We start from the raw sequence: 24,900 nt of genomic DNA, 5'->3' as shown, positions 1-24,900 counted from the left end.
AGACTCCACCAGTCGCGACGGTGACCCTGCCTGCCACCGTAGAACAGGATGCTCGTTCATCGCTTGGCGGAGTCAGGCCCAGCTGGTTCGGAAATACGGGTGCGGCCACGCGTGCGGCCCTCACGGCGGCTGTTTGCGGATGGAGCGGCCCGGTCGTCCCGCGGACACGGATGGAGGAGCATGCCTGGCCGGCTGCTGCGGCCGCACCTGGGGCCACCGTCGGCGCCGGGCACCCGGCCTGAAGCTGCTTCCCGCAGGCCGGAGTCGGCCACCACCCGTCGACACCGCACCGTCGGCAGGCGGTATCTCCACCTCACATCGATACTGCGAATGTGTCCCCGTGCGACAGCGGGACCGCCCACCGGGCGGTCTGAGAAAGGATGTTTCGATGGCAAGTCCGGTAGCGCGCCGGGTCGCCCGCTTCGGCTGGGTGCCCGATCTGCCCGATGCCCGTGACCACATGTACTCGGCGCCCCGTCTGGCGCTGGTGACCCCGCCGCCCAGGACGGACCTGCGCGACAAGCTTCCCCCTGTCTACGACCAGGGTCGCATCGGCAGTTGCAGCGCCAACGCCATCGCCGGCGCCTTTCAGTTCGAGCTGATGCGGCAGAGCCTTGCGGATTTCGTCCCGTCCCGCCTGTTCATCTACTACAACGAGCGCGCGATGGAAGGCCATGTGGGCGCGGACTCCGGTGCCCAGCTCCGTGACGGGGTCAAGAGCGTGGCAAAACTGGGGGTGTGCCCGGAGACGGAGTGGCCCTACGACGACACTCCGGCCGTCACCGACGGTGGGCCGTTCCCGAAAGAGGCCCCGGCGGGCAAGAAGCCCTCGGCGTCCTGTTACACGGACGCCCTGAAATCGACCGCGACCGCCTACCAGCGCATCATTCAGAACCTTGAGCAGCTCAAGGGCTGCCTCGCCGCCGGGTTCCCCTTCGTCTTCGGATTCACCGTCTATTCCAGCTTCGAGACCCCCGAGGTAGCGAAGGCCGGAGACGCTCAACTGCCCAGCACCGACGACCAGTTGGTCGGAGGACATGCCGTGTTGGCGGTGGGGTACGACGACAGTACGCAACGTTTCCTGGTGCGCAACTCCTGGGGCTCCGACTGGGGGCAGGGCGGCTACTTCACACTCCCGTACGCGTACGTGACGGAGCCGGGTCTGGCCAGGGACTTCTGGACCATTCGCCTGGTCACCTGACGGCAGGGCCCATCCGTCGGCCGGCCGACCAGCGTGCCTTCAGCCGCTGCCCCGTTCTCCGTTCCCGCACTCCCTTCCTCGGCGCCGCGCTCACCTCCCTCGTGCTCGGCGCGCTGACCGCCGGCCGACGCCGGGTCTCAGGCGGCGGGTTCCTTCGTCACGGACGCCACCGAAACTGACGTCCTGTCCTGCGGGCGCCAGCCGGGACCACGGAATACCCGACCGGCCCGCTCGCTCCAACTGCCCGCCATCTTGATGTCCTTGGCGATGGCCACGTATTCGTGCGACGCGACCTTCAGTGGGTTGTACGTCCGGATGTTCTTGGTCAGTCCGTAAACGGGCCGTTCGGTCTCCGCGACGAACGTTCCGAAAAGCCGGTCCCAGACAATGAGAACCCCGCCGAAATTACGGTCCAGATAGCTGCCCTGGGACGCGTGGTGCACACGGTGGTGCGACGGCGTGTTGAAGACGAACTCGAACCACCGGGGCATCTTGTCGATGCGCTCGGTGTGGATCCAGAACTGGTAGACGAGGTTGACGGAGGAACAGAATGCCAGCACCACCGGGTGAACACCGGCGGCAACCATCGGGAGGAAGAAGAAACCCACGGTGAACGTCATCCAGGGCTGGCGCAGCGCGGTGGTCAGATTGAATTTCCGGCTGGAGTGGTGGACGACGTGGCAAGCCCACAGGATCCGGATGACGTGATGGCTTCGATGAGACCAGTATCCCAAGAAATCCTGGGCGATGAGCATCAGCGGAAAGGTCCACCACAGTAACGGCACGCGCAGCGGCGTCAGTTCGTAGACGACGCTGTAGACCGCGACATCCTGGAACTTCCACAGAAAGCTGAAGAAGAGACTGCCGAGCCCCATGCTGACACTGGTCGCCGCGTCCTTGACCTCGTATCCGGCATCCTCCTCGCCGGGATGCAGCCGGACGCTGATGATTTCGACGACGGTGAGCAGCACGAAGGCCGGTATGGACCAGACTGCGACATCGGGGAAGCTTGACATGGCGGAAATCGTAGGTCGCCTTCCAAGCCAGGAGTTGACACATGTTGCCTGGTGGGCTCCTGGGATTGCTGCCGCAGTACCGAGATGGAGTCCGCCCAGAACAACGGCTCCGTCACACCATGCCCAATGCGCGGGATCCGCACCTCAGCACCGCATTGTAGTTTCCTGCAATTACCAAATTGCCTGGCGGGTTCATTGTTGATGCTGTGCGGGAGACGAACACCGAGTGGGCGCGGGCGACGATCTGCGCGGTGATGCCCATAGCCCGCAGTGTGGCCGGCGCGGCGCCTCGTGCAGCAGACTCGCCGCGCTCTTGCGGGAGTTGGCAGAGTCCTTGCGCTGCCTGGTTGCCATCGTCACCGCCGCGCGGCTGCCCGTCTTGATGTGACGATCTCGAAGGGCAGGCAGGCCGCCCTGTTGGGTGCAGCCGAAGGAGGCACCCCCGGTCGGCCAGGCCGTGCACAGCCGACGCTCCCAGCCCGGCCACGACACGGCGATCCGCGCCCTCAAGGGGCCTCGCGCATGCGGGCCCTCAGCCCGGCGCGGACGGTTTGCCGGCGCGGCGGCCCTCCGCAGGCGGCATGTGCGGGTGCGGTCCGTCGGTGCGCCCTCTGCGGACGATTGCCCGCCGGGTCCCGGAAGTTTGCCCTAGCCCTTGTCGCTCTGGTGCATGCGAGTCTGCACCCAGCTCCCTAGCCTTTGGCCTAGGAACGAAGTCGAGCAATTCCGGGCCTGGTGCACACGAAAGTGAGGTCTCCCCGAGATGCGGAGGATGCTGGCAAAAGGTCGCGGAGGGCTGGCGAGGGGAACGTCGACCTTGGCCGCCCCCAGGAAGTACTCCTTGGAGTTACGCGAGATCAAGGAGCTCACCGTCGAAAGCGGAGCCCCGCTGACGGTGGACGACCGCCGTCCAGGTGCCGGCGCTCCTCGACCAGGGCCTCGCTTCGGGGGACGAGTACGCCCTGCGGGAACCGCGCACCACCTTCAGCGCCCACTACCGGTGGCGTCGCACGGAGACCGAGCGGTGCGGGCGGCGCCGCCGGGCCGTGAGGCGCGATCGACCCCACCAAGGAAATCCACGCCTACTCCGGCGGGGGCTACGGCTCGCCGCGCGGGCACCCGGCGCTCATGCGTGAGGCGACCCGTATCGGGCGAAAGCGCGTCGAGCGGCTGATGCGCGTGGTCCGTCTCGGGGTGCCGGTCCACGCCGCGAAGGCTTCACGCCCCGCGGCCCGAATGTCGCCCCGCCCCGAACCTGGTCCAACGCGACCTCACCGGGACGGCACAGGCCGGGCCGGTTCCGCCCGGTGCGGCAGCACCCAAGGAGTGCCTCGGGACAACCCGTCGACCATCGAGAACCCCTGGGGCCCGCCTCGGCCACCGAGGCCACAAGGACTCGCCGGCGTCCACGGCTCGGGCGTCTTCAGCAAAGGGCTGCCTTACGAAGAGCAACTGCCGTCCGAAACGTGAGCCGCTCGCCTGCCCGCACCCATGTGACCCCCACACCGTGCCTCCGGCCGTGATCCTCCTGCCTGAGATTCGACCACGAAACGTCCAGGTGCGCGGAGAGTACGGAGCATCCGCCCGATACGTGCTCATCGCAACGCCCCGCTGACCTCTCGTCTCCTCGCCACATCGGGCTCGTCCTGCACGGCGCGGCGCGGGGGGGGAACAGCAGGCCGGTCTGCGTAGCGGGAAGTCTCAAAGCTTCCGGCTGAAGCCGGCAGCGGTGGGTGTACAAGCAGTACCTCGCAGAAAGATGACAAGGAAATGGCCAACTCTCGCAGTGCTCTTTGGAATTCGCTGACGATAGAGAGGCGATTCATCCCTGCTCAGGGGCGTATGACTTATCAGCCACCCCACGGCTGGTTCACAATCGTGGCTCCTTTGAGAGGCTTATGCCAGGTTGAATACCCGGACGCTTCGGGCTGGCGTCAGACCACACTCGTCTCCGGGGACACCTCTCGCCTCGTCGGCAAGAGTGCCGTGCGGCTGTGGCGCCCCCCGTCGGGCGTGCAGCGCGTCGAGGTGGCTTTCATCGCCCTGCCCACGCAGCAGCTTCGGTGCTATGCGGACGAGCATCCGGAAGTCACTGTTCGTGACCTGTCGACCTTGGAGGCTCCACGGGTCTTCGACCCCGTGGCCGCTGCCATGGCTCCCGCGTTGCTTCGCGCCCAGGACGCCGGATTGAGCGAGCATTACGCGTTCAGCGCGGCGCACTACCTGACCGCCCACCTGCTCCACCCGCACGATGCCCTCCAGCCGGACACTCCGGGACTGAATCCGGAGCGACTGCTCGCGGTGGTCGACTACATGCGCAAGCACCTGGCTACCCGCGTCACACTGGAAGACATGGCCAAGGAGGCCTTGCTCAGCCGCTACCACTTCTTACGTCAGTTCGCCGCCGCCACAGGGAAGACGCCCGTGCAGTACCTGACCGAGTTACGCATCGAGACCGCATGCCGTCTCCTCACGACGAGCAACGAACTCATATCCCAGGTCGGCAGTCGGTGCGGTTTCCCCAATCCAGAGAGCTTCGCCCGCGTATTCAGGAAACACATGGGCTGCTCACCATTGCAGTACCGGCACCGATCCCGGCCGGAGTGAGCTCACGGATCGCTGTCCCAGCCGTGTCCGCCGCTGCCCTCACGACACTCGTGAGGGCAAGCGGTGACCGGGCCGCGCCCGATCACCCACACCCGCACCGCGTCCGGCGTGTGTGACGGACCCTCCACCTCGACGGATCCCCTGGCCGGTCTCAGGCGTTGATCGTGGCTGTCTCGATCCGGTCGACCACGTCCTGCACCGTCCGCAGTTCCTTGAGCTCCTCGTCCGGAAGGTCCACCTGGAAGGTCTCGACCACGGCCACCGATATCTCGATGAGGGCGAGCGAGTCGATCTCCAGATCGTCCCGCAGCCGGTTCTCCGGCGTCACTTGGCCGGCCGGAACGCCACTGATCTTTTCGATGATGTCCGCGACCGACTCGAAGACCGTCTGCTGCTGGCTCATGTGTGCCTCCGCTGCTGGTTGACCGTACCCGTCATTGAAGAGCCTTCTTCCTGTCGCCCCGGGCGCCATCGGCTCCGGAGCGATTCGCGAACTCCCTTTGTAGCTCGGCAGGTTGACCTCGGTGAGCAGGCCGAGCTCAAGGGCTGACGGCGCCTGCGAGGTGAGTGTCGATGGGGCTGGGGCGCCACGGCAGCTGGATTTCATGGCTTCGTGAAGGACAGGACCACGTTGTGCCCGCCGAAGCCGAATGACGTCGACAGCGCGGCCGTCGGGGACGCCTGCCGGGGTTGGCCGGTGACGAGGTCCAGTTCGACTCCGGGAGCCGCCTCATCCAGGTTGCGAATCGCCGGGATCACCGCGTGCTCCAGGCTGAGCACGGTGAAGATGGCCTCCACGGATCCCGCCGCGCCCAGCAGGTGCCCGGTGGCGGACTTGGTCGCGGTAACCAGGGGGTGGGTGCCCACGGCCCGGCGGAGGGCGTCGGCTTCGATGAGGTCTCCGGTGGGGGTGCCCGTCGCGTGCGTGTTGACATGGGTGATGTCCTCAGGTGTGAGGTCCGCGTCCCGCAAGGCCTCTGCGATGGCCCGGATCTGCCCCTCGACGTCGGGCATCGTCATGTCGTACGCGTCCGACGTGATCCCGGCGCCGGCGAGCAGGGCCCGGGGGCGTACGCCTCGGGCCCGCGCGAACTCGGCCCGCTCCAGTACGACGACGCCGGCCCCCTCGGCCATGACGAAGCCGTCGCGGTCCCGGTCGAAAGGCCTGGATGCCAGTTCGGGCGTCTCGTTGCGGGTGGAGAGTGCTCCCATGCGGGCGAATCCGCCGATGAAGAGGGGGTGCAGGCAGGCGTCCGTGCCCCCGGCCACGACGACATCGGCGCGTCCTGCCCTGATCAGCATCGCCCCGACGGCCAGGGCCTCCGCCCCCGAAGCACAGGCACTGGTCGGCGCGTGCGTTCCGGCGCGCGCGCCGAGTTCCAGACTCACGACGGCCGCCGCGCCGTTGGGCATCAGTCGCGGGATGGTGAAGGGCGACAGTAGCCTCGGCCCGAGTTCTTCGAGGCGGTCGTCCTGATCGAGCATGGTCCCTGCCCCGCCGATGCCCGTACCCACCACCACGGCCAGCCGCACCGGATCCACGTCCGGGGAGCCCGCGTCCGCCCATGCCTCTCGGGCGGCGATGAGTGCGGCCTCCTGGCTGCGGTCCAACCGCCGCCTCTGGACGGGGGCCACGACATCAGCCGGGTCCTTCCGCAGAGCGCCTGCGATACGAACGGACAGCTGGTCGGCCCAGGGCGCCTCCAATGTGGAGATGCCGGACTCACCGGCCAGGAGAGCGGACCAGGTCGACGGCACGTCGCCACCGAGCGGGGTCGTGGCACCCATGCCGGTGACCACAACGTCCGTTGTCCGGGGAACATCGGCAGCGGATCGGTCAGCTCGCATCGTACGCACGCTTCGCGAGGGCATCCGCGGCCGTGTAACCGCCGTCCACGGTGATCTCCGTACCTGTGACGAAGCGGGCTCCGTCGGTGAGCAGGAACGCCACGACCGAGGCTATGTCCTCGGGGAAACCGTTACGTCGCAAGGGAGTCAGCCCGGCTGATTCCGGGGGTGCGTCGGCGTCGACGTAGCAGGGCGAGACGGTGTTGACACGGATTCCGGAGGGGCCGAGCACGTTGGCGAGGCTCTTCGTCAGGTTGGTGAGCGCGGCCTTGCTCGCCGAGTAGGCGAGTGAATCGAACGAGCCCGTGGCTCCCGCCGTACTGGAGATGTTGATGATGGAGCTGCCGGCCGGCATGGCGGGGGCGAGCGCGATCGTGGTGGCCAGTGGGCCCCGCAGGTTGACGTCCAACACCTTGTCCCAGGAGTCCAGACTGGATTCCCACGAAGCAAACTCGATCACCGCGGCATTGTTCACGAGCCCGTCGAAGGAGAAGGCGGCAGCCAATCGGCGGAGCGTGGCCAACGACCCCTCCCGGTCCAGGTGATCGAGGTGGACCATCTCCTTGACGCCGAGGTCAAGGAGTTCCTCCGCGTCGGCCGCGCCGGTGTTGTACGTGCCGACGACGGTCGCGCCGCGCCCGGCCAGGTCAAGGGCGATGCCCCGGCCGATGTCCTTCGACGCCCCGGTGACCAGGACACACTTGTCCGTGAGCATCACGCGTCCACCTCCGATGTCGTCCGGTGCGGCTGCGTGCCATGGGCGGTGGCCAGGCAGTGGGCCAGTCGCCGTGCGAGAGCCAGGGTGGTGAGCGAGGGGTTGGCCGCGCCCATGCGGGGGAAGGTCGCCGGCCCGCAGGCGTAGAGGCCTGGGACGGCGGCGAACGCGTGGCGGTCGTCGAGTACTTCCCCCAGCGGCAATGTGCAACCCTCGTGATCCTCGGTACCCAGGAGGCTCGACCAGGTGAAGGGTCCTTCCAACGTCTGCGCGCCGATCGACTCCGGCAGTACGAACGCGTTGGTGCGAACCGGGTGGTCGAAGTCGTCGAAGGCCAACGGCGTCGCGGCGAGGCCGAATTCGGCGGCCAACTGGCGCCAGACCGTGTTGAGCACCTCGCGCTGGCGTCCGACGACGTCCCGGTCGGCCAGGGCCAGATCCGCTGTGACGGTGGTGCGCCACGGGTACTCGCCGGTCGGCTCGCACGTGACGTGACTGCCGGGGCCCGGCGCCTGCTCTCCGGTGAGCCGCACGTCGAACAGAAGGACGCCGGGTTCCGGCCGTTCGACCGTGACGAAGAGGTTGGACCGCACGGCGTCCTCGCACGCGGTCACGTACGAGCCGGGTACGACATCCGGCAGACCCTGAGATGCCCCGTCCCCGTCGGCGTCGCGCACGCGCAGGAAGAAGCCCTGGACGATGTGGTCGGTGAGCCCCGTCAGCCGTGGCGGGCGGCCGGGGTCGACCGCGCACAGCGCCTGGATGGCCAGTCTGCTGCTCTCGATGGTTCCGGAGGCCAGGACCACCGCGTCCGCGGAAATCCGGCGGGCCGGGGCGTTTGAGGCGGATTCCCGGACGAGGACGCCACCGGCTCGCCCGTCCTCGATGTCAACCGAGAGTACTTCGGTACCGCACAGGAACCGGATGCCCTGCGGGCCGTCCAGCGCGGCGCCCGTCACCGGGTCTCGCCAGTGGTCCAGCGGGGAGTAGGCGTACCAGCGGCCCTCGTCACCGAACCGGGTTTCCGCCTGCGGGGTGCGGACGAGCCGGAATCCTCCGAGCTTCAGAGCCGGTTGCTGCGAGTCGAGAGGGGTCGGATCCACTCCGAGGTCTGCCGCCACCTGCTCGTAGAGCGGTCGGCCGCCCTGCCACGAGCCGCGCAGGTCCCGCACGATCGACTCCGGCCAGTCGGCCAGTGCCCAGTCCTCCACCGGCAGGGACGCGCCGTACCAGTACAGCGAGCGTCCGCCGAGGCGCTTGCGCAGGCCGGCGTTGGCCAGGTAGTGCGGGGCGGATTCCGATGTCCAGCAACGCTGGAAGTGCGGGTCGCCGGCGGGGTCGAGGAAGGTGCGCAGCGCTTGATCCGGCTGGTGCGCGGAGTTGATGTGCAACAGGTCGTCCGCGGGTCCGGCTTCGATGACCAGGACGTCGTCGACACCGAGGGCGGACAGGTGCCGGGCCACTTCGAGGCCGGCGAGCCCGCCCCCGGCGATCACCACCCGAGAGCGCGGGGCATCGGCGCCCGGACCCGTAGCGGGCCACTGCCATTCGGCAAGATTCGGGGGGAGATCAGCTGTCGACACGGTGTCCTCCATTGAGTTCGTCGGGTCCGTGCATGCGGCCCATCGATCGGGTCGCGGTGCGAACGGGACACATACGGCCTGGTCGATCGCCGCCGAACGTGTCCTGGGGGCGACGTGCTCTGCCCCCGTCAAGCACTGCCCCGGTAAGTGAGGGGGCGTGTCGAATGCCGTGACCGAGGCGGTCGTGATCCTTCCCTTCAGGAGTGACGCGGATTCTGCACCTGAGGGAATGAAGGAAAATCGAGATGGTACCGGCGACCCGCCGTTGGCCCTGCGGATGGCTGGGGATAGTTGGAGATCGGCCTTGGCAGAAGACGAGCGCCTTTTCTACGCCAGCCACCGGATGACAGGGTTTACCCAAATCATTTGATTCGGCGTTGCGTTGCTGGAATCCTTCCGGTGCAATGCCGCGCTTGTCAATCCCCGGCCTCTGGCGATACCGATTTCCTTCCATCGCCTCGGTCAGGCGACGCGCATCCAGATACGGATCGGGCGGGGCGCCTCCCCGAATTCTTGATGAACTCCGCCGGTCGCGACAGCCACATGGACGCCGACTCCCAACTCTATGGACTCAAGTCGGGATCGGTTGACCGGACTTGCGCACTCCATGGCCGATGTTGCGAGTGATCGCGTCGATCGTCCGACGCCACGCGATCGCCTCGTGCACCTGTATGTGTACGTGGGGCAGCGTGACTCGTCGACCCGAGCGGGATGCGCGGGCACGACAGCCGACCGGAGGGAACCGCCGCCGACGGGACCCCACCTGCTCCGGCAAGAGCCGGCGGGCCGGCGTATCCGACCTGCACTTGGCCGCTACGACCCGGGGATGCCCGCAAGATCGCCCCGCATGGTGATCGCGGCAGCTGGCACGCCTCGCGGACACCAGGCCGCCCTCAACCTGGATCACCGGCCCACCCCTCCGCCTCACCCGTGCACACACCGGTTCGTGTCGTCGGACGGTCCATGGCGATCACACGCAACATCGGCCATGGAGTGCGCAAGTCCGGTCAACCGATCTCCACTTGAGTCCATAGAGTTGTCCCTCAACCAGGCACAATGAACTCGCCTGTCATGGCCGGCGACTTGATCCTTACGTCATGAGGAGGGGAGGATGCGGCGGTCGTGACCGACGGATCTTTTTGGGGAATTCCGGCTCGGCCATCGACCGTACGGGACGGCATATCCCGAGCGTCCTGCCAGCCAATCCGGACACCGCAGCATCGATCCCCGTAGGGGAAGTATCAGAAGGCCGGAAAGCCATCGGACCGGGGTTGACAGGCATGGCACCGCACCAGAGGATTCCAACAACGCAACGCCGGACCAAAGCATTTACGCACTTTCCGTCATCCGGCGTCTGTTGTGGAAAGACCCACCCTTCCATCGCTCACGAGCACGGCCGTATACGGCTTGGCGACCATCCGCCCCGGTACAGCGCCGCGCCAACCAGTGCACGGGTACGACGCCGCATGGCACGCGGCACCTCAAAGACTGCTTTCCGTCCACTCCTGCCAGCCTGTAACCGGAGGGTGACTTGGCCCCTGAGGAACTGGACTCCCCGAAATCGGATGCGCCCGTATCAGGCGGAGAACCTCCGTCACTCCTGAAGGAGGACCGCAACTTGGGCAGCGAGTCTCCGGACCGTGTGTACGCAGCTACCTCGGTCACGGCCTTCGACCACATCAGGCTGGACGTAACGGACATCGACGTCGCCGAACGGTTCTATGCCGACGCACTGGGACTGTCCAGCGTCGTGCGCTACGAGTTGGCCGATCGCGTCATCCTGCAGATGGCGCCGGGTGGCAGGCCGGCGGGCGTGGAACTGTGGCAGGAGCGCAACCTTGTTCCGGCCCCGCACCCCACCCACCATGTCGCGTTTCGCGTCGCCGACGTTCCGGCGTTGGTGGAACACATTCGCGCGCTCGGGTATCAAGTGGTCACCGAGCCACACCAAATCGAGCAGGAGACGGTGGCGTTCGTGGCCGACCCCGATCACCACACCATCGAACTCAACGACTTCCTGGGGCGCCCGACAGTAGGAGCACCGGCATGACGCCCGACACCTCGACCTCCGCGGCCTACCTCGAACAGCTCACTACGGCCCTGCCCGAGCTCGACCTGCCCCGGGTCGCCAACTGGGGAACAAAGCTTGCCCAGTTGGGCACCAACGGCCGACGTTTACTGGTGGCCGGTAACGGCGGGTCCGCAGCCCAGGCCCAACACCTTACGGCTGAGCTGGTGGGTCGATTCCAGACGGAACGCCCGCCGATATCCGCGCTGTCGCTGCACGCCGAGACGTCTTCGGTCACCGCGATCAGCAACGACTACGGCTACGAGCAGGTCTTCGCCCGGCAGGTGCGGGCGCACGCGCGTCCAGGTGACATCGTGCTGCTCATGTCCGGCTCCGGCCGCAGCGCAAACCTGTTGCGCGCCGCGGAGGCCGCGCGTGAGGTCGGTGCGGTGACCTGGGCGCTGACGGGACCGGCCCCCAACCCCTTGGCGACGCTGGTGGACGAAGCGGTGGCCGTGAAGGCGAAGGCCTTGTCCACGGTGCAGGAATGTCATCTCGTGGCCATCCACCTGATGTGTGCTGCCATGGACGCGGCCGTCGCTGCCAAGGACGACACAGACACGGGCACCGTCACTTCCGCCCCTGCCGTGCCACCGTCCTCCTCCGCCCCGTCACCGAAGCCGGCCGGGGAACGCCGACCGGCTGCGGCACGCGGAGACCGCACGAACCTGGTGGTGGTCGGCGACGCGTTCCTCGACCGCGACCACCTCGGCCGCGTGGAGCGGGTCGCGTCCGACGAGCCGGCCCTGGTCGTAACCGGTGGCACCACACACATGCGCCCCGGCGGTGCCGCGCTGGCCGCCGTACTGAGCGCGGCGCAGGGCCACCCGGTCACCCTCGTCACCGCGCTCGGCCAGGACCCGGTCGGCGACCAGCTGCGCACGCTACTGAGCGAGGCCGGAGTCAAGGTGGTCGACCTCGGGCTGGACGGCCCGACCGCGGTGAAGACGCGGATCCGCGCCGCCGGGCGCACCTTGATGATGCTGGACGAGCACGACGTCTGCCCACCGGTCGGCCAGGAAGGCGAAGCGGCACTGGCCACGGCACGGGGTGTGCTGATGGCGGCCGGCGGCGTCCTGGTGTCCGACTACGGTCGAGGCGTCGCCGCGCACGCCGGTCTGCGTGCCGTACTGGCTGAGGCGGCCCGGCGGTCCCCGCTGGTCTGGGACCCGCATCCGCGCGGTGCGGCGCCGGTCCCCCACACCGCGGTCGTGACGCCCAACAACCGGGAAGCCCGGGTGATCGCCTCCCTCGCGAGCGGCGACACCCTGTCCGACGACGTCGAAGCGGCACGAGCCGTAGCGCGCACGTGGGGGCCGGTCCAGGTGGCGCTCACCCGGCACGAGCACGGCGCTGTCCTGCTCGCCGACGCGGATCTGCCGCCGCTGGTCATACCCACGAAGGTCGCGGCGGGCAGGAAGACCGACCCCTGCGGTGCCGGTGACTTCTTCGCCGGTCACCTCGCCACCATGCTGGCTTGCGGCCAGTTACCCAGCGAAGCGGTGACATCGGCGGTGGAGGCGGCCTCGGCGTACGTCGCGGCGGGCGGCCCCACGTCGCTGAACCACCCGTCCGACGACGGCTCGCCGATGGCGGAGGCCTTGGGCGCCGACACCGCGGCGAGCATGCAAGGGGCGATCGAGCTCGCCGGGGCGGTTCATGCCAGGGGCGGCACCGTGGTCGCCGCCGGGGGGTGTTTCGACCTGTTGCACGCGGGACACGTCCGGCTCCTCGAACAGGCTCGTCAACTGGGTGACTGCCTGATCGTCTGCCTGAACAGCGACGACTCGATCTCCCGGCTGAAAGGCTCGTCGCGCCCGATCGTACCGGCGGCACAACGCGCGCTCGTGCTCGAAGCGCTCGCTTCGGTGGATGCCGTTCTCGTGTTTGACGAGGACACCCCCGAGGCTGCCATACGAGCGCTGCGGCCCGCGATCTGGGTCAAGGGCGGCGACTACGCGGGAATGGAAATTCCCGAGGACAAGCTGGTCAGCTCTCTGGGCGGACGAACCGTGGTCGTACCTTTCGTCGCCGGCTGGTCGACGTCGTCGCTGATCGAGTCGGCACGGACCCAGTGATGACAAGGCTCCCTCCCCTTCACTTCCGCACGGCTTCTGTCCGGCCCCTCACGTGGGCCGGACCCCAAGGGCGGCAGGCATGAACGAACAGAGTGTGCTCGTCACCGGCGCGGCCGGTTTCATCGGGAGGCACGTGGCACGCGCCTGCCTGGACGTCGGGTACCGGGTGACGACGGTGGACCTCACCACGCCGCCGCCCGACCTGTGCCGGGACACCACCGTCCACATCAGTTCGTTCGACGACCCGGCGATTCTCCACGCGGTGGAGGAGGGCCGGTTCACAGCGGTGGTGCACCTCGGTGCCATCAGCAGCACGGTCGAGGACAACTGGCAGGCGCTGGAGCAGACGAACATCGCCGGGCCGGCGGCACTGGCGGAGCGCTGCGGGCGCAGTGGCACGCGTTTCGTCTACGCGTCTTCGTCCAGCGTCTACGGTGAGATCGCCGAACGGCGGCCGCTGCCGGAAAACGCACTGGGGTCCTCCGCGTGCTCCGGCCCGCTGAACGCCTACGCCCGCTCGAAGGCATTGTTCGACACGCACATGGCCACGCGGTTCGACGCCGACGGCGGACCGGGGTGGGCGGGACTGCGGTTCACCAATGTCTTCGGTACCGGGGAGCAGCACAAGAAGTCGATGGCCTCCATCATCGGCCAGTTGCTCCGCGCGACCGCGCGGCAGGAACCGCTCACGGTCTTCGCCGATACCTTGGAGGCGTGCCGGGACTACGTTCCCGTCGCCACGGTCGCGCAGACGTGTGTCCTCATGGCTGATCCAGCGGCGCCCTCCGGCGTCTACAACCTCGGATCGGGCCATGCGGTCAGCTTCGCCGAGTTGCTCCGCTGGTGTTCGGACTTCGCGCAGACACCGTTGAACGTGCGGTTGGTCCCGAACCCTCACATCGGCCGGTATCAGTACTGGACCTGCGCTGACATGTCCGCTCTGGACACATCACTCCCGACGCGGCCCCGGCCCGGCCCGGACGAACTACGGCTCGCTGCCCATGAGTTGTACCTGCATTTCAAAAACACGAACGACCGCAGCTGAAGTCACGTCAGCCGGGGTACGGAACTTGCCGATCGATGGACGCACCGCAGGGATGGAGATCACGTGAGTATTGAAACGGTCGTGGTGAGCAAGGATGAACTGGACATGCTCATGCCTCTGATCGTGGAGCAGCAACACGACTGCGGAAAGGAGGTCGACCTCGCCAGTACTCGCGCCTTCTTCGAGGGCCTTGTCGGCCATGAGGCGAGCTTCCAGATCATGGCGGTCGAAGAGGGCGTCGCTGTGGGCCTGGTGATGGTCGACCCCATCCCGAACCTCCAGTTCGCCGACAACGTGGCGTATGTGCACGACGTCTATGTGACCGAGTCACTTCGTGGCGTCCTGGGCATCGGAGCACTCCTGGTGGCCGCGGGATTCGTCGAGTCGATGCGGCGGGGCTACGAGTTCGCCGAAGGCGAGACCGAGCCGGACAACAGTGCCGCGCGAAAGCTCTACAACCGTCTCGCGAGGAAACTGGGAGTCGGCTGCAAGGAGGTGGACTCGGTGCGCTACCTCCTGGACCTCCGTCCCGGCATCGAGCGGGCCCGCAACGAGCCCGACTACCTGGACCAACTCTCCAGCCCGCGGCTCCTCAGCCGTCTGAGTGCTCGACCGGGATCCGCCGGCTAGCACGTCATCCATGCCTGAGGGCTTTGCCGTGTAACTGCTCTCTGACGTGGTGGATGACCTTCTCGTTTCTTCGCCGTCCGGACAGAGTGCGGTTGTGTGGGCGGGTCATGCCGGGGTGTTGGACGCCCGTCATCCTTCGGGCGCCAGCCCGGCTGACCCGCCAAGTCCCCGCGGAATTCCTCAAGTTGACGTGGCATCACCCGCGATTCGCAGTCGCACTCTCACGAGCCATGTGGGCCGGCCATCGACCAGTTCATGAACGCTGACTCAGAAGGGCAAGTATGCGTACGGCAATGGCCGTCATAAACGAGGGCGTGGGCAACGGCATCATTGCGGCGCCACTCCTGGCGGCGTTCGAGCGGCGTCATCCGGGATGGCGCTACTTCATGGCACCGAACATCGCACTCGACACCGAGTGGGTGCGTACGGCGGTCGGCATGCGTGGTGCTTCCGGGACCTTCCCGGCACTGTGGCGACGGTTCCTGCCGACCGATCGGGAAGAGCTGTGGAACTTCATCGATCGCAACGGTGTGGACCTGGTCGTCAACCTCAGAATGGAGTCCGCCGAAGAGGACGGAAACTACTTCGAGTTCCGGGCGGAGGCGACGAGAAGGGGAGTCGAGTGCTGGGATCTGCACGAACTGGGCGAGCGTCCGCAGCGACTGCCCTTCGCTGAGCAGGCCGCCAGTCTCCTGCGGGCCCACGACGTCCCCGTCGACCTGAACCGCCCGGCCTGGCTCGCCGACCGGCGACAACCACGTCCCGGCGTGGTCGGCTGCTACGTCGGCGCCAGTGCCGCGGTCAAACGCTGGCCCGTGGACGACTGGTCGACGCTGATCACGCAGCTGGACGACCGAGGACTGAACGTAGAAGTCGCGGTCGGGCTCGGAGCGGACGAGCGGGCCCTGGCAGGGCAGCTGTCCTCGGCGCCGGGCATCACCGACACGGTGTTCCCGCACTCGCTGGAAGCCCTGCGCGACTGGATCGCCGGGCTGGACGTGCTGGTCAGCAACGACACGCTGGCCGTACACCTGGCGGCCGCGCTGGGTTGCCCCGTGGTCACGCTGTACCTGGCGACCGACGGTGACATCTGGTCACCGGTGGCGGCCCCCGAGGTCTCGCGGATCGTGCAGAGCGCCTTCGCGCTGTCGTGTTCCTACATGAAGCCGAACGGCACCTGCCGGCGCTACTACACCGGCTGTCCGGCCCCGTGCGCGGCTGGTGTGCGCCCGGCCGACGTCCTGATCGAACTGGACCAATTGGAGTGGAGTATGCGGCAAGTCAGGCACCAGGAGGCGGTCAAATGACCCGCCGCCGCGCGATCGCGGTCCTCGGTGGTCGGCCCGGCAACGCGGGAGCCGACGTCCTCCGGCTGGCGGAGATGATCGGCAAAGAGCTCGCCCAACGTGGCTACGGCCTGATAAGCGGCGGCGAGGGTGGTGTGGCGGCCGCGGCCAACAAGGGCTGCCAGGCGGTCGGCGGCGACACACTCGCGTTGTTGAAGTGGAACCGGCTGGCCGACGCCGAGGACGGAACCACCTGGGCCCTGCCCACCTCGATGGACCTGGCCCGGAGCAACATCCTCAACTGGTGCGGCGACGGCATGATCGCGTTCGAAGGCCGTTACGGCACGCTCACCGAGATCGGTCTCGCCCTGGACACGGGACGCCCGCTGCTGGTCCTGGGCAACCATCCGTTCCTGACCGCCGAGGCGTTCGAGGCACCCACGTGTCGCGTCGTACCGAACCCGCGGGTGGAGGACGCCGCCGAGCTGGTCGACCTGCTGGAGACGCTGATCGCGGCCGGCGAGCAGGCATCGGTACGGCCCGGTGCCGCCATCGTCGAGGACGACCGCGTCGACGAGAGCGGCATCGGGTTGCGCCGTGCGATACCGGAAGACGTCGAACTGTTCCGCCGCACGTTCGGCGACGCCGACGTGCTGGCATGGCGGGCGCTGGAACCGACCGACGGAGTGCTCAGCCGGTTCCAGCACGAACGCTGCCTGGTGATGCTTGAGCACGATCGTCCGGTCGGCTTCCTGGAGTACCGCACGGAGGCTGATCCGGAGTTCGCTCACATCCAGATCGCGGCGCTGGCGGTGTCCGCCTCGGCCGACCGGGGCCGGGAGATCGGGACCCGGGCGTTGCGTCTGTTCGCCGAGTCGGTCTTCGCCGGCGGCGGGCACCGCATCACCGCGGCGCCCAATTCCGGCAACGGGGCTGCTGTGCGGTGCCTGGAGAAGGTGGGATTCCGGCACGTCGGCCGGATGAGGGCGCACGAACGCCACCTCGGTAGGTGGCGGGACGCACTGCTGATGGATCTGGTCCCGAGCGACCTGTCCGACGCGTCGTCGAAGGCACCGCGGACCGCGGTCGGACACGGATAACCCGACAGAGTCAGACGAGAAGAGGGATCGCCATGGCAGGACCAGGAGTTTCCCGTATCGGCCCGGAAGAGGAAGCCGAGCTGCTGAGCGTCATACGTGAGCGGGAGCTGAGCCGGTACCGCTTCGACGACCACGACGGGTCCGCGCTGCCGTCGAAGGTTTCACAGTTCGAGCAGGAATTCCGCACCCTTACCGGTGCGCGCCACTGCCTGGGCATGAACAGCTGCACCAGCGCCCTGTACGCCGGGCTGCTCGCCGCGGGCATCGGTCCGGGCGACGAGGTGATCGTGCCGGGCTACACCTTCATCGCCTCGATCGCCGCCGTTGCGCATACGGGGGCCGAGCCGGTGCTCGCCGAGATCGACGAGAGCCTGCTGCTGGATCCGGCGGACGTGGCTGCGAAGATCACCTCGCGCACGAAGGCGGTGCTCGCCGTGCACATGCTCGGAGCGCCGTGTGACCTCGACGCCCTGGACGCCGTCACACGTGAGCACGGGCTGCTGCTCGTGGAGGACTGCGCGCAGGCCGGTGGTGGGACGTACCGCGGCCGCCACCTGGGGACCGTCGGTGGATTCGGCGCGTTCAGTCTCAACGTCTTCAAGACCTTCACCGCGGGCGACGGCGGCGTGCTGCTCACCGACGACGACGATCTGTACGAGACGGCCTTCGCCCTGCACGATCACGGCGCCGCGCCCCTGCGGTTGGGCGTCACCGACGGGCCGCCGCTGTTCGGTCTGAACCTGCGGATGCACGAGCTGACCGGCGCCCTCGCGCTCGCCCAGGTGCGCAAACTGCCGGACATCCTGCGGACGTTGCGAGCCAACCGGGACAAGTTCGCGGACGCGATCGGAGACCTGCCCGGGGTGGCGCCTCGCCGACTGCACGACCCGGACGGCGACTGCGCCACTGTGCTCGCGTACACGTTCGCGTCCGCGGCGATCGCCGACGAAGTGGCGGGCCGACTGGGCACGATCACCCTGAGCCGGTCGGGCAAACACAACTACGCCAACATGCCCCAGCTGCGGCCGGATCTACTCGGCTCGCCGGACGCCGCGACGCGCAGGCCGAATCGTTCCGTCCTGCGGCGGTCCTATCCGCCGGGCAGTCTGCCGCGTACGGACGACCTGCTCAGCCGCAGCATCGCGCTGAGCGTCGGGGTGGTGGACTCCTACCTCGGCAGCGGAGTCGGCATCGACGTGATGGCCGACGACGACACGATCGAGGCAGCGGCGCGGCAGTTCAGGACCACGGTGGAGGACGTGGCCAAGGCGGCGTCATGAGTGTGGGCCCAGCTCCCCGCGCCGGATCAGGACCAGGCGCGGTGGCCGTGCCGCCGGCTGTCGCGCCACCTGGCCGGGGCGTCGCGGAGGCGGAGGCTCAAGCAGCGCTCGCGCCCTGCGTCACACCGGCGTTGCGGTCGAAGGGGTGCACCGGATGAATGCCGTCGCGTTCGAGTACGGTGCGTCGGCGGCGACGGAATTCCTGGACGCGCACCGGATCTCCGCGCGGACTCCGTTCCAGACCCGCGGTTGGTGGCGGGCCTGGATACGCGAGGCGGCGGACGCGGAGGGCGCGACCCCGGTGCTGGTCCACATGACGCGTACCGACGGGCCCACCCTGGTGGTCGGCCTGCAGTTGCACCAGGACGGCAGCACAGCGCTCCTGCGCGCGTTGTCGTGGCCCTGGGCCGATTACCACGAGGTCGCGGAGGTGGGCGACGCGTCGCCCACCGGAGCCGGGCCCGACATCACGGGGCTGGCCGAGGCGATCGACTGCTGTCAACGGGAGTTCGGCGCGCGGCTGGAGCTGAGCAACCTGCGCGCCGATGGGCCGCTGCTGCGCGCCGTGACCGAGTTGGGCGCCGCGCCCCGGCCGTCGGACACGGTTTTCCGCCTCGACCTCACCGACTCCGACGTCGTCCGAGGCGTCAGCGAGCGGCGGGACATGCGGCGAAAACGCCGCCGGATCGAGCGACTCGGCAAGCTCCGGCTCACCTGTGCGGACACCCCGGAACAGCTCGCCGCACGTCTGCCCTCGTTCATCGAGTTGCACACTCAACAGTGGGGTGACCGGCCTGACACGGTGGCACCGTTCGACGGTGGCGTGGTCGACCGGACGTACGCGGCCGTCGCGGCCGAGCCGTCCAGCACCGCGCGATTACACGAGTTGTGGCTGGACGAAACCCTGCTCGCCGGATGGTTCGGTTTCTGGCACGACCGCACGTACTACGCCTACCGTGCGGCCTATGACCTGGGCCACGGTCGCGACTCTCCGGGGCACCTACTGACAGCCGCGATGGTCACCGAACTCGCCGCCCAGGGAACGGACACCTTCGACCTGACGCGCGGCGCCTACGGCTACAAGCTCGAACTGCCCAGCAGCAGCGCGCCCACCATGACGGCGAGCCGGGAACAACCGTGCCGCGTGTGACCCCGTCAGCCGAAGACCCTCGCTCACCGGCCTCCCCGCCGGCCGGAGTGCACCGAACGCGGTCGCCCCGTGCAGCGGGCTCCCCCGCCACAGTGGCTCGCCGAACTCAGGCGCGCCCGACATCGCCGATGCGTGCGCCTTGAGCACCAGCGGCCCGATGCGCACCGCGCAGGCGGCCGCCGCACTGCCGGATGACAACGCTCAGACAACCAACAACCGTGGAGTGTCAGTGGAATCGTTGGCCGACGTGGAGACACTCGTGGTCGGTGCCGGGATGGCCGGCCTCGCGACGGCGGCAGAGCTTGGCCGACGCGGCCGGGGTTCGGTGGCCGTACTGGAGGCCGGGCCCGACCGGGGCCGCACACACATCCAGAACGAGTATTCCTCGGCCGAAGCGCTCCAGCTCTGGCTGCGCCCCGAGACCGACCCCGACTTCCGCCGTCCGTACCAGACGGTCAACGGGGCCTACCGCGACTTGGCCGGCCTGCGTCGCCGGGTCGGCGGCCGCTCGCTCTACTGGGGTGGCGTACTGCTGCCCATCGAGCGCTGGGCGCTTTCCGAACAGTGGCCGCGAGCGGTCGTCACCGAGCTCACCGAGACGTGGGACGGGGGGCCGTCGCTGTACCAGCGGGTCGTCGACGACGTGGTCGGCTGGGGCGCCGAGCCTCCAGGAGCACCCGGGCTGACCATCGGCGCAATGGAGTTCGGCCGCACGCCGCACGCCACCCGCGCGGAGCCCACCGGCGGGTGGAGCGCTTTCAGTCCGTTGGCATGGTGGGACGATGACGGGGACCCGAGGGTGCGCCGAGTGCCGATCATCGCCGGTCATGACGTGCTGGGGATCCGCGTCGAACACGGCAGGGCGACCGGCGTGGTGGTACGCACCGAGGACGGTGAGCTGCGCGACCTGCGTGCGAACCGGGTGGTGCTGGCCGCCGGCACGATCGTGAACAGCCGCCTTGCGACCCAGGCCCTGGCTGCCTCGGACGCCCCAACTCCGTTGAAACTAACGGGACTTGTGGACAAGCTCTCACAGGGGTTCTCGGTCGCTCTGCCAGATGCCGAACGGCTCCCCGATGCCGTCCGGGCGGCTGCTCGCGAGGGCCACGTACACCATCGGACCGGTACTGCCAGTACCCGGTCCAACCACTTCGTACGGTTCACCGAAGGGGCCAACGGCACTGTCACGGTGGACAGTTGGACGATGGGCGAGCAGCGCCGCGGCCCGCACAGCCAGGTGCGGTGCGACGGTCACGGCGAATGGCCCTGGCCGACGACCGTGCACGCCCCTCTCGAAGCGGCCGACAACGCGGTGCTCGCCGCCCAGCAGAACCTGCTCGGCGAACTGTGGGCCGAACTGGCGGGACTCCTCGGCGTTCCGGCCGTCCCGCTCCAGTTCTCGCCGCGGCACGGTTCGCCCGACCTGGCCGACCGGCTGACGGCGGTCCGCGGTACGACGCCACTCACCTACAGCTTCCCGCTCGGTTCCGAGCAACACGAGGGCGGCACGTTGGCCTTCGGCGAAGTCCTGGACGAGGACCACCAGTTCACCACGGTCACGGGTCTCTACGCGTGTGGGCCGTCGGTGATGCCTCGCACCGGGGCGGCGAACCCGTCGATGACGACGCTCGCGCTCAGCAAGCGGTTGGGGGCGATCCTCGCCCGGTGACCGGCACCTAAGACAGTGAGCAGAGAGGGAATCCCGATGCAAGGTATGTCGATCGCGGTGTCCGGCACCGAGTTCACGGACACCGACGGCGTGGACGGCTTGATCGAAATGGCCAGGTCCGCGCAGTGCGACGCGGTGGAATTCTGGTATCCGAAGAACGCCCTGCGGGACGGTGTCAACGCCGCACTGCGCAAGCTGGACCGTGCAGGACTGCGGATAGCCTGTGTGTCGACCCCCAGCCAGCTCTACGGTGCCGGCGAAGCGGGTGCGGCCTCGCTTCTCCATGAGGCGATCACGCTGGCTGCACGAACCGGCAGCAACCGGGTGAACACCTACTTCGGTCACGCGCCGCTGGTGGACGACCAGCATGCGATCGCGGCGTATGCGGAGGCGCTGGCGCCGGTCCTCGACCATGCCGCGGCGGAGAACGTGGTGGTCGTGCTGGAGAACGAGTTCGACGCGTTCGGATGGGACCCGCTCGGGTCCGACATCAGCAGGCGGCCGACAGCGTTGGCGGCGCTGTTCGCTCGGGTCGACTCCCCCTGGTTCGGCTTGAACTTCGATGCCGCGAACTTCCTCTGCGCGGAGGTCTCCCCGACTCGCGAGGCATTGCCCCTGCTCCTGCCGTGGGTGTGCTACGCCCATGTGAAGGACGTGCGTCGGACGTCGTTGGAGAGTCCGGCCGACGGCTGGATCCGGTACACCGATCACGGCCGGGCCTACGACACGGCGCCTCTGGGCGCCGGGGAGTTGGACTGGCCGGCGATCGTCACAAGCCTGGCGGCCGCGGGCTACGACGGGTACCTCACGCTCGAACCTCACTGCGTGCCGTCGATTCTCCTCGCCGAGACGGCCAGGTCAGCCAACCACCTGCGGGACCTGATCAAGCTTGACTCATCGTCTCACCACGACCCGGAGGATTCCTCTCACCGCGGCTGATCGGCAACCACGTACGTTCTTCGCCGTCGAGGCACTCGGGCCCTCGGGCGCCCCCACCAAGGGAGTTGACCGTGATGACGCCACGTCGCGAGCCCGTTCAGGCCGCAGCCACCGTCCGGGCCGCCGACTTCTTCCAGAGGGCGGCAACCCGGGACGCCGAACTGCTTCAGGCCCTCCGCATCCGTGCCGCGGCATGACCGGCCCGGCGCGCACCAGCGCCCTCCGGCGCTCAGCGGTGTTCCTCGACCGCGACGGCACTCTCACCGAACCCCGGCACTACCCGTCCCGCCCCGAGGACCTGGTTCTCCAGGCGGGCATCGGGCCACCGCTGCGCGCTCTCCAGCGCTACGGTTTCGCTCTGATCGTGGTCACCAACCAGAGCGGACTGGCCCGGGGCCTCGTCGCCGAGGCCGCCATCGCGCCGATGCACCGGCGGCTGCGGGAACTCCTGGCCCGCCACCAGGTCCGACTGGACGGGATCTACCTGTGCCCGCACCATCCGGACGGTGTCGTGCCGCAGTTCTCCATCGCCTGTTCATGCCGCAAGCCCGCCCCGGGAATGCTCCACCAGGCCGCCGCCGACCTCGGCCGTGACCTGTCCTCCTCCTGGATGGTCGGCGACTCCGTCTGCGACATCGACGCCGGCCACCGCGCCGGAACCCACACCGCCCTCGTCGGCCCACAGCCCCTCGCCCCTGTCGTACCGACTCTGTACCGGACCACGACCGCCCAGGCACTGACCGCCATCGCGGCCCGCGAGATCCCCGGATCACCCGGCAGAAGGTACCGGTGATCCCGAACCCCATCGCTCACGTCGTCGCTGCTTCTTGTCCACTCTTTGGGGCGTGCTGGGCGGGGATGCGGGGGACGGAGCCGTAGCGGCGGGTGCGGTGGGCACACTGCTCGATCGCGTGCCACAGGGTGCGGCGGTCGACGTCGGGCCAAGGGGTGTCGAGGAACAGCAGTTCGGCGTAAGTGGACTGCCAGGGAAGGAAGTTGGAGGTCCGCTGGTCGCCGCCGGTACGCAGGAGCAGGTCGACGTCGGGTAGTTCGGGGACGTGTAGGTAGCCGGCGAAGGCGTGCTCGGAGATGGAGCCGGGGTCGACCTTCCCGGCGACCGCTTCCCGGGCGAGTTTCGCCGCGGCTGCCGTGATCTCGGCGCGGCCGCCGTAGTTCACGCACATGGTCAGGGTCAGTCCGGTGCGGTCGCGGGTGGTCCGCTCGCTCTCCAGCAGTTGCTCGATGGCGTCGACCGGGAGGCGGGAGCGCGCGCCGGCCCAGCGCACGCGGAGGTCCAGTCTCTCGTCCACCAGGCCACGCACGGCCCGGGGGATCTCGTACATCAGGGTCTGCAGTTCGTCGGCCGGACGCTTCCAGTTCTCGGTGGAGAACGCGTACACGGTCAGGTACTTCAGGCCGATCTCCAGCGCACCGTGGACGACGTCGACGAACGCCCTGGCGCCTTGCCGGTGGCCGTCGGTGCGGGGCAGTCCGTGGGCGGTGGCCCAGCGACCGTTGCCGTCCATGACGATCGCGACGTGGCGGGGCATGACTTCGCCGGGCAGTTGGGGCGGGCGGACGCCAGAGGGGTGCGGAGGTGGAGCGACGGTCGGGTGCCGCTGGGCTACGGGCGATCGCTTTTCCTCGGTTCCGCCGAGCCCGTCGGGTGTCCGCGCCGGTACGAGTTGCGGCGGGCAGGGCCGGATGGGGAAGGGGAACAGAGCCCAGGCGAGCGCGGCTTTCGCCCGCGCGGGCAGCAGCAGACGCAGCCGGGCGCTTCGGGGCAAGGCCGGGCGGTGGTGCAGCAGCGCGGCGGGGACATCGGCCGTGGCCTTCAAGCGCAGCCGGTACAGATCGGTGTAGGCGCCGAGCGCGACGCCGACCGCCGGGTGCAGCACCGGCGGCAGTGGGGTGCGGTCCAGCCAGGCGCGGGCCCGGCCGGCCAGGTCGCGCACCAGGTCCTCGAACGCCGGGGTGGAACGCCGGGCCAGCAGGTCCGCCCGTGGCACGCCGGCCTCCTCCAGGGCTTCCTGCGGCAGCGCGACATGGCCACGATCGAGGTCGGCGGAGAGGTCGACGAGGGCGTCGGTGAGGTAGATCGCCTCGACGGCGGTCTGCCACGCCACCGCTGCGTCCGGCACGCCCGCGGCGAGCGCCTCCGGCTCGGCGGGCAGGCCCGCGGCCCGCAGCAGCAAGGAGCCCGCGCGCAGCACGAGCGGTGTGTTGATCAGGTTGTTGTAGCGCCGCCACTCCTGCCAGGTGGCGAACTGCCGTCCGTTGACGTCCTGGCGGAGCTCCTCGAACAGCGTGTGCAGGAATCCCGGCGGCAGGTTCCAGGTCAGCATGGTGTGGATCAGTGCCTGCCGTACGGGGTCGCTGCCGCGGCCGTCGCGCAGGTCCGCTTCGAAAGCCGAGATCCACGCCTCAAGCCGCCCGGCCCGCCCCGGATCCAGCTCGCCGGCGGGTCCGACCGCGTCAGCCAAGTCGTCCACGGCCCGGACGGCGCCGTACAGCGCCCAGGTGGCGGTCCGCAGCGGGGGCGGCAGCAGCAGCGAGACGGCGTACTCGATCTCACCCGTCGCGCGGGTGGCGCACCGGCACGCCTCGTAGCCGCGGCGCAGGGCCGCATCGTTGATGCCGCTGCGCTGGTAAACACTGGTGGCGGGCACGAATGGAGAACGCACC

22 protein-coding genes are annotated in these 24,900 nt (G+C 68.6%); 15 read left to right on the top strand and 7 right to left on the bottom strand.

The window, feature by feature from the left end; translation table 11 throughout:
• Positions 1–388 precede the first annotated feature (388 nt).
• On the top strand, positions 389–1,201 hold the full coding sequence (locus tag OG522_RS34625) for a C1 family peptidase (RefSeq protein ID WP_329466997.1): 813 nt from the start codon (positions 389–391) through the stop codon (positions 1,199–1,201).
• A gap of 137 nt (positions 1,202–1,338) precedes the next feature.
• On the opposite strand, the gene OG522_RS34620 is transcribed toward OG522_RS34625, so the two are convergent.
• Both OG522_RS34620 and OG522_RS34615 read right to left on the bottom strand, forming a co-directional pair.
• The gene (locus tag OG522_RS34620; protein ID WP_329466996.1) at positions 1,339–2,217 is read right to left on the bottom strand and encodes a sterol desaturase family protein; all 879 of its coding nucleotides are present in this window, start codon (positions 2,215–2,217) and stop codon (positions 1,339–1,341) included.
• A 112-nt stretch (positions 2,218–2,329) separates the two neighbouring features.
• The gene (locus OG522_RS34615) at positions 2,330–2,479 is read right to left on the bottom strand and encodes a hypothetical protein (RefSeq protein ID WP_329466995.1); all 150 of its coding nucleotides are present in this window, start codon (positions 2,477–2,479) and stop codon (positions 2,330–2,332) included.
• Between the two features lie 794 nt (positions 2,480–3,273).
• On the opposite strand from OG522_RS34615, the gene OG522_RS41325 reads away from it, so the two are divergent.
• Positions 3,274–3,687 carry an IS3 family transposase gene (locus OG522_RS41325; protein ID WP_443074855.1) on the top strand — a complete coding sequence of 138 codons (414 nt, stop codon included), beginning with the start codon at positions 3,274–3,276 and terminating at the stop codon, positions 3,685–3,687.
• Positions 3,688–4,230: 543 nt separating this feature from the next.
• Positions 4,231–4,824: an AraC family transcriptional regulator gene (locus tag OG522_RS34610; RefSeq protein WP_329466994.1), complete on the top strand. Its 594-nt coding sequence runs from the start codon at positions 4,231–4,233 to the stop codon at positions 4,822–4,824.
• Between the two features lie 151 nt (positions 4,825–4,975).
• On the opposite strand, the gene OG522_RS34605 is transcribed toward OG522_RS34610, so the two are convergent.
• From OG522_RS34605 to OG522_RS34590, 4 genes are all read right to left on the bottom strand, one after another.
• Positions 4,976–5,227, bottom strand: a complete 252-nt coding sequence (locus OG522_RS34605) for an acyl carrier protein (protein ID WP_329466993.1) — start codon at positions 5,225–5,227, stop codon at positions 4,976–4,978.
• Positions 5,228–5,427: 200 nt separating this feature from the next.
• Positions 5,428–6,672, bottom strand: coding sequence for a beta-ketoacyl-[acyl-carrier-protein] synthase family protein (locus OG522_RS34600; RefSeq protein ID WP_329466992.1), 1,245 nt, complete (start codon positions 6,670–6,672; stop codon positions 5,428–5,430).
• The gene (locus tag OG522_RS34595; RefSeq protein WP_329466991.1) at positions 6,662–7,387 is read right to left on the bottom strand and encodes an SDR family NAD(P)-dependent oxidoreductase; all 726 of its coding nucleotides are present in this window, start codon (positions 7,385–7,387) and stop codon (positions 6,662–6,664) included. Before OG522_RS34595 ends, OG522_RS34600 begins: the two co-directional genes overlap by 11 nt.
• A complete protein-coding gene (locus OG522_RS34590; RefSeq protein WP_329466990.1) occupies positions 7,387–8,970 on the bottom strand; it encodes a GMC oxidoreductase in 1,584 nt (527 codons plus the stop codon). The genes OG522_RS34595 and OG522_RS34590 overlap by 1 nt, the downstream gene beginning before the upstream one ends.
• Positions 8,971–10,588: 1,618 nt before the next feature.
• Between OG522_RS34590 and OG522_RS34585 the strand changes: the two genes are divergently transcribed.
• The 12 genes from OG522_RS34585 to OG522_RS34525 all read left to right on the top strand — a co-directional run bounded on the left by OG522_RS34585 (position 10,589) and on the right by OG522_RS34525 (position 23,008).
• The gene (locus OG522_RS34585; protein ID WP_329466989.1) at positions 10,589–11,020 is read left to right on the top strand and encodes a VOC family protein; all 432 of its coding nucleotides are present in this window, start codon (positions 10,589–10,591) and stop codon (positions 11,018–11,020) included.
• The gene (locus OG522_RS34575; protein ID WP_443074785.1) at positions 11,017–13,116 is read left to right on the top strand and encodes a PfkB family carbohydrate kinase; all 2,100 of its coding nucleotides are present in this window, start codon (positions 11,017–11,019) and stop codon (positions 13,114–13,116) included. The genes OG522_RS34585 and OG522_RS34575 overlap by 4 nt, the downstream gene beginning before the upstream one ends.
• Before the next feature lie 79 nt (positions 13,117–13,195).
• Positions 13,196–14,161 (top strand): NAD-dependent epimerase/dehydratase family protein, encoded by a 966-nt coding sequence (locus OG522_RS34570; protein ID WP_329466988.1) that lies wholly within the window; start codon positions 13,196–13,198, stop codon positions 14,159–14,161.
• 63 nt (positions 14,162–14,224) lie between these two features.
• A complete protein-coding gene (locus tag OG522_RS34565) occupies positions 14,225–14,791 on the top strand; it encodes a GNAT family N-acetyltransferase (protein WP_329466987.1) in 567 nt (188 codons plus the stop codon).
• Positions 14,792–15,084: 293 nt separating this feature from the next.
• Positions 15,085–16,098: a glycosyltransferase family 9 protein gene (locus OG522_RS34560; protein ID WP_329466986.1), complete on the top strand. Its 1,014-nt coding sequence runs from the start codon at positions 15,085–15,087 to the stop codon at positions 16,096–16,098.
• Positions 16,095–17,177, top strand: a complete 1,083-nt coding sequence (locus OG522_RS34555; protein WP_329466985.1) for a GNAT family N-acetyltransferase — start codon at positions 16,095–16,097, stop codon at positions 17,175–17,177. The genes OG522_RS34560 and OG522_RS34555 overlap by 4 nt, the downstream gene beginning before the upstream one ends.
• A gap of 32 nt (positions 17,178–17,209) precedes the next feature.
• Positions 17,210–18,457 (top strand): DegT/DnrJ/EryC1/StrS family aminotransferase, encoded by a 1,248-nt coding sequence (locus OG522_RS34550; protein WP_329466984.1) that lies wholly within the window; start codon positions 17,210–17,212, stop codon positions 18,455–18,457.
• Positions 18,458–18,611: 154 nt separating this feature from the next.
• Positions 18,612–19,607, top strand: a complete 996-nt coding sequence (locus tag OG522_RS34545) for a GNAT family N-acetyltransferase (protein WP_329466983.1) — start codon at positions 18,612–18,614, stop codon at positions 19,605–19,607.
• Between the two features lie 229 nt (positions 19,608–19,836).
• Positions 19,837–21,276, top strand: coding sequence for an FAD-dependent oxidoreductase (locus OG522_RS34540; RefSeq protein ID WP_329466982.1), 1,440 nt, complete (start codon positions 19,837–19,839; stop codon positions 21,274–21,276).
• A 45-nt stretch (positions 21,277–21,321) separates the two neighbouring features.
• Positions 21,322–22,215: a sugar phosphate isomerase/epimerase family protein gene (locus OG522_RS34535; RefSeq protein WP_329466981.1), complete on the top strand. Its 894-nt coding sequence runs from the start codon at positions 21,322–21,324 to the stop codon at positions 22,213–22,215.
• Between the two features lie 71 nt (positions 22,216–22,286).
• Positions 22,287–22,412 (top strand): hypothetical protein, encoded by a 126-nt coding sequence (locus tag OG522_RS34530; protein WP_329466980.1) that lies wholly within the window; start codon positions 22,287–22,289, stop codon positions 22,410–22,412.
• Entirely contained in the window at positions 22,409–23,008 is a 600-nt protein-coding gene (locus OG522_RS34525) for a D-glycero-alpha-D-manno-heptose-1,7-bisphosphate 7-phosphatase (protein ID WP_329466979.1), read from the top strand. The genes OG522_RS34530 and OG522_RS34525 overlap by 4 nt, the downstream gene beginning before the upstream one ends.
• Positions 23,009–23,024: 16 nt before the next feature.
• Here OG522_RS34525 and uppS read toward each other — a convergent pair whose 3' ends face one another.
• The gene (gene uppS, locus OG522_RS34520; RefSeq protein ID WP_329466978.1) at positions 23,025–24,899 is read right to left on the bottom strand and encodes a polyprenyl diphosphate synthase; all 1,875 of its coding nucleotides are present in this window, start codon (positions 24,897–24,899) and stop codon (positions 23,025–23,027) included.
• Position 24,900: the final 1 nt, after the last annotated feature.

Source organism: Streptomyces sp. NBC_01431, from assembly GCF_036231355.1.
GTDB lineage: Bacteria > Actinomycetota > Actinomycetes > Streptomycetales > Streptomycetaceae > Streptomyces.
This window is presented reverse-complemented; position numbering and strand designations above follow the sequence as displayed.

Bases quoted from the DNA above. Each gene is read 5' to 3' on its own strand.
- OG522_RS34620 (WP_329466996.1), bottom strand. From the start codon at position 2,217: ATGTCAAGCTTCCCCGATGTCGCAGTCTGGTCCATACCGGCCTTCGTG.
- OG522_RS34600 (WP_329466992.1), bottom strand. From the start codon at position 6,672: ATGCGAGCTGACCGATCCGCTGCCGATGTTCCCCGGACAACGGACGTT.
- OG522_RS34595 (WP_329466991.1), bottom strand. From the start codon at position 7,387: ATGCTCACGGACAAGTGTGTCCTGGTCACCGGGGCGTCGAAGGACATC.
- OG522_RS34615 (WP_329466995.1), bottom strand. From the start codon at position 2,479: ATGGGCATCACCGCGCAGATCGTCGCCCGCGCCCACTCGGTGTTCGTC.
- OG522_RS34575 (WP_443074785.1), top strand. From the start codon at position 11,017: ATGACGCCCGACACCTCGACCTCCGCGGCCTACCTCGAACAGCTCACT.
- OG522_RS34570 (WP_329466988.1), top strand. From the start codon at position 13,196: ATGAACGAACAGAGTGTGCTCGTCACCGGCGCGGCCGGTTTCATCGGG.
- OG522_RS34555 (WP_329466985.1), top strand. From the start codon at position 16,095: ATGACCCGCCGCCGCGCGATCGCGGTCCTCGGTGGTCGGCCCGGCAAC.
- OG522_RS34535 (WP_329466981.1), top strand. From the start codon at position 21,322: ATGTCGATCGCGGTGTCCGGCACCGAGTTCACGGACACCGACGGCGTG.
- OG522_RS34525 (WP_329466979.1), top strand. From the start codon at position 22,409: ATGACCGGCCCGGCGCGCACCAGCGCCCTCCGGCGCTCAGCGGTGTTC.
- OG522_RS34605 (WP_329466993.1), bottom strand. From the start codon at position 5,227: ATGAGCCAGCAGCAGACGGTCTTCGAGTCGGTCGCGGACATCATCGAA.
- OG522_RS34560 (WP_329466986.1), top strand. From the start codon at position 15,085: ATGGCCGTCATAAACGAGGGCGTGGGCAACGGCATCATTGCGGCGCCA.
- OG522_RS34625 (WP_329466997.1), top strand. From the start codon at position 389: ATGGCAAGTCCGGTAGCGCGCCGGGTCGCCCGCTTCGGCTGGGTGCCC.
- OG522_RS34550 (WP_329466984.1), top strand. From the start codon at position 17,210: ATGGCAGGACCAGGAGTTTCCCGTATCGGCCCGGAAGAGGAAGCCGAG.
- OG522_RS34545 (WP_329466983.1), top strand. From the start codon at position 18,612: ATGAATGCCGTCGCGTTCGAGTACGGTGCGTCGGCGGCGACGGAATTC.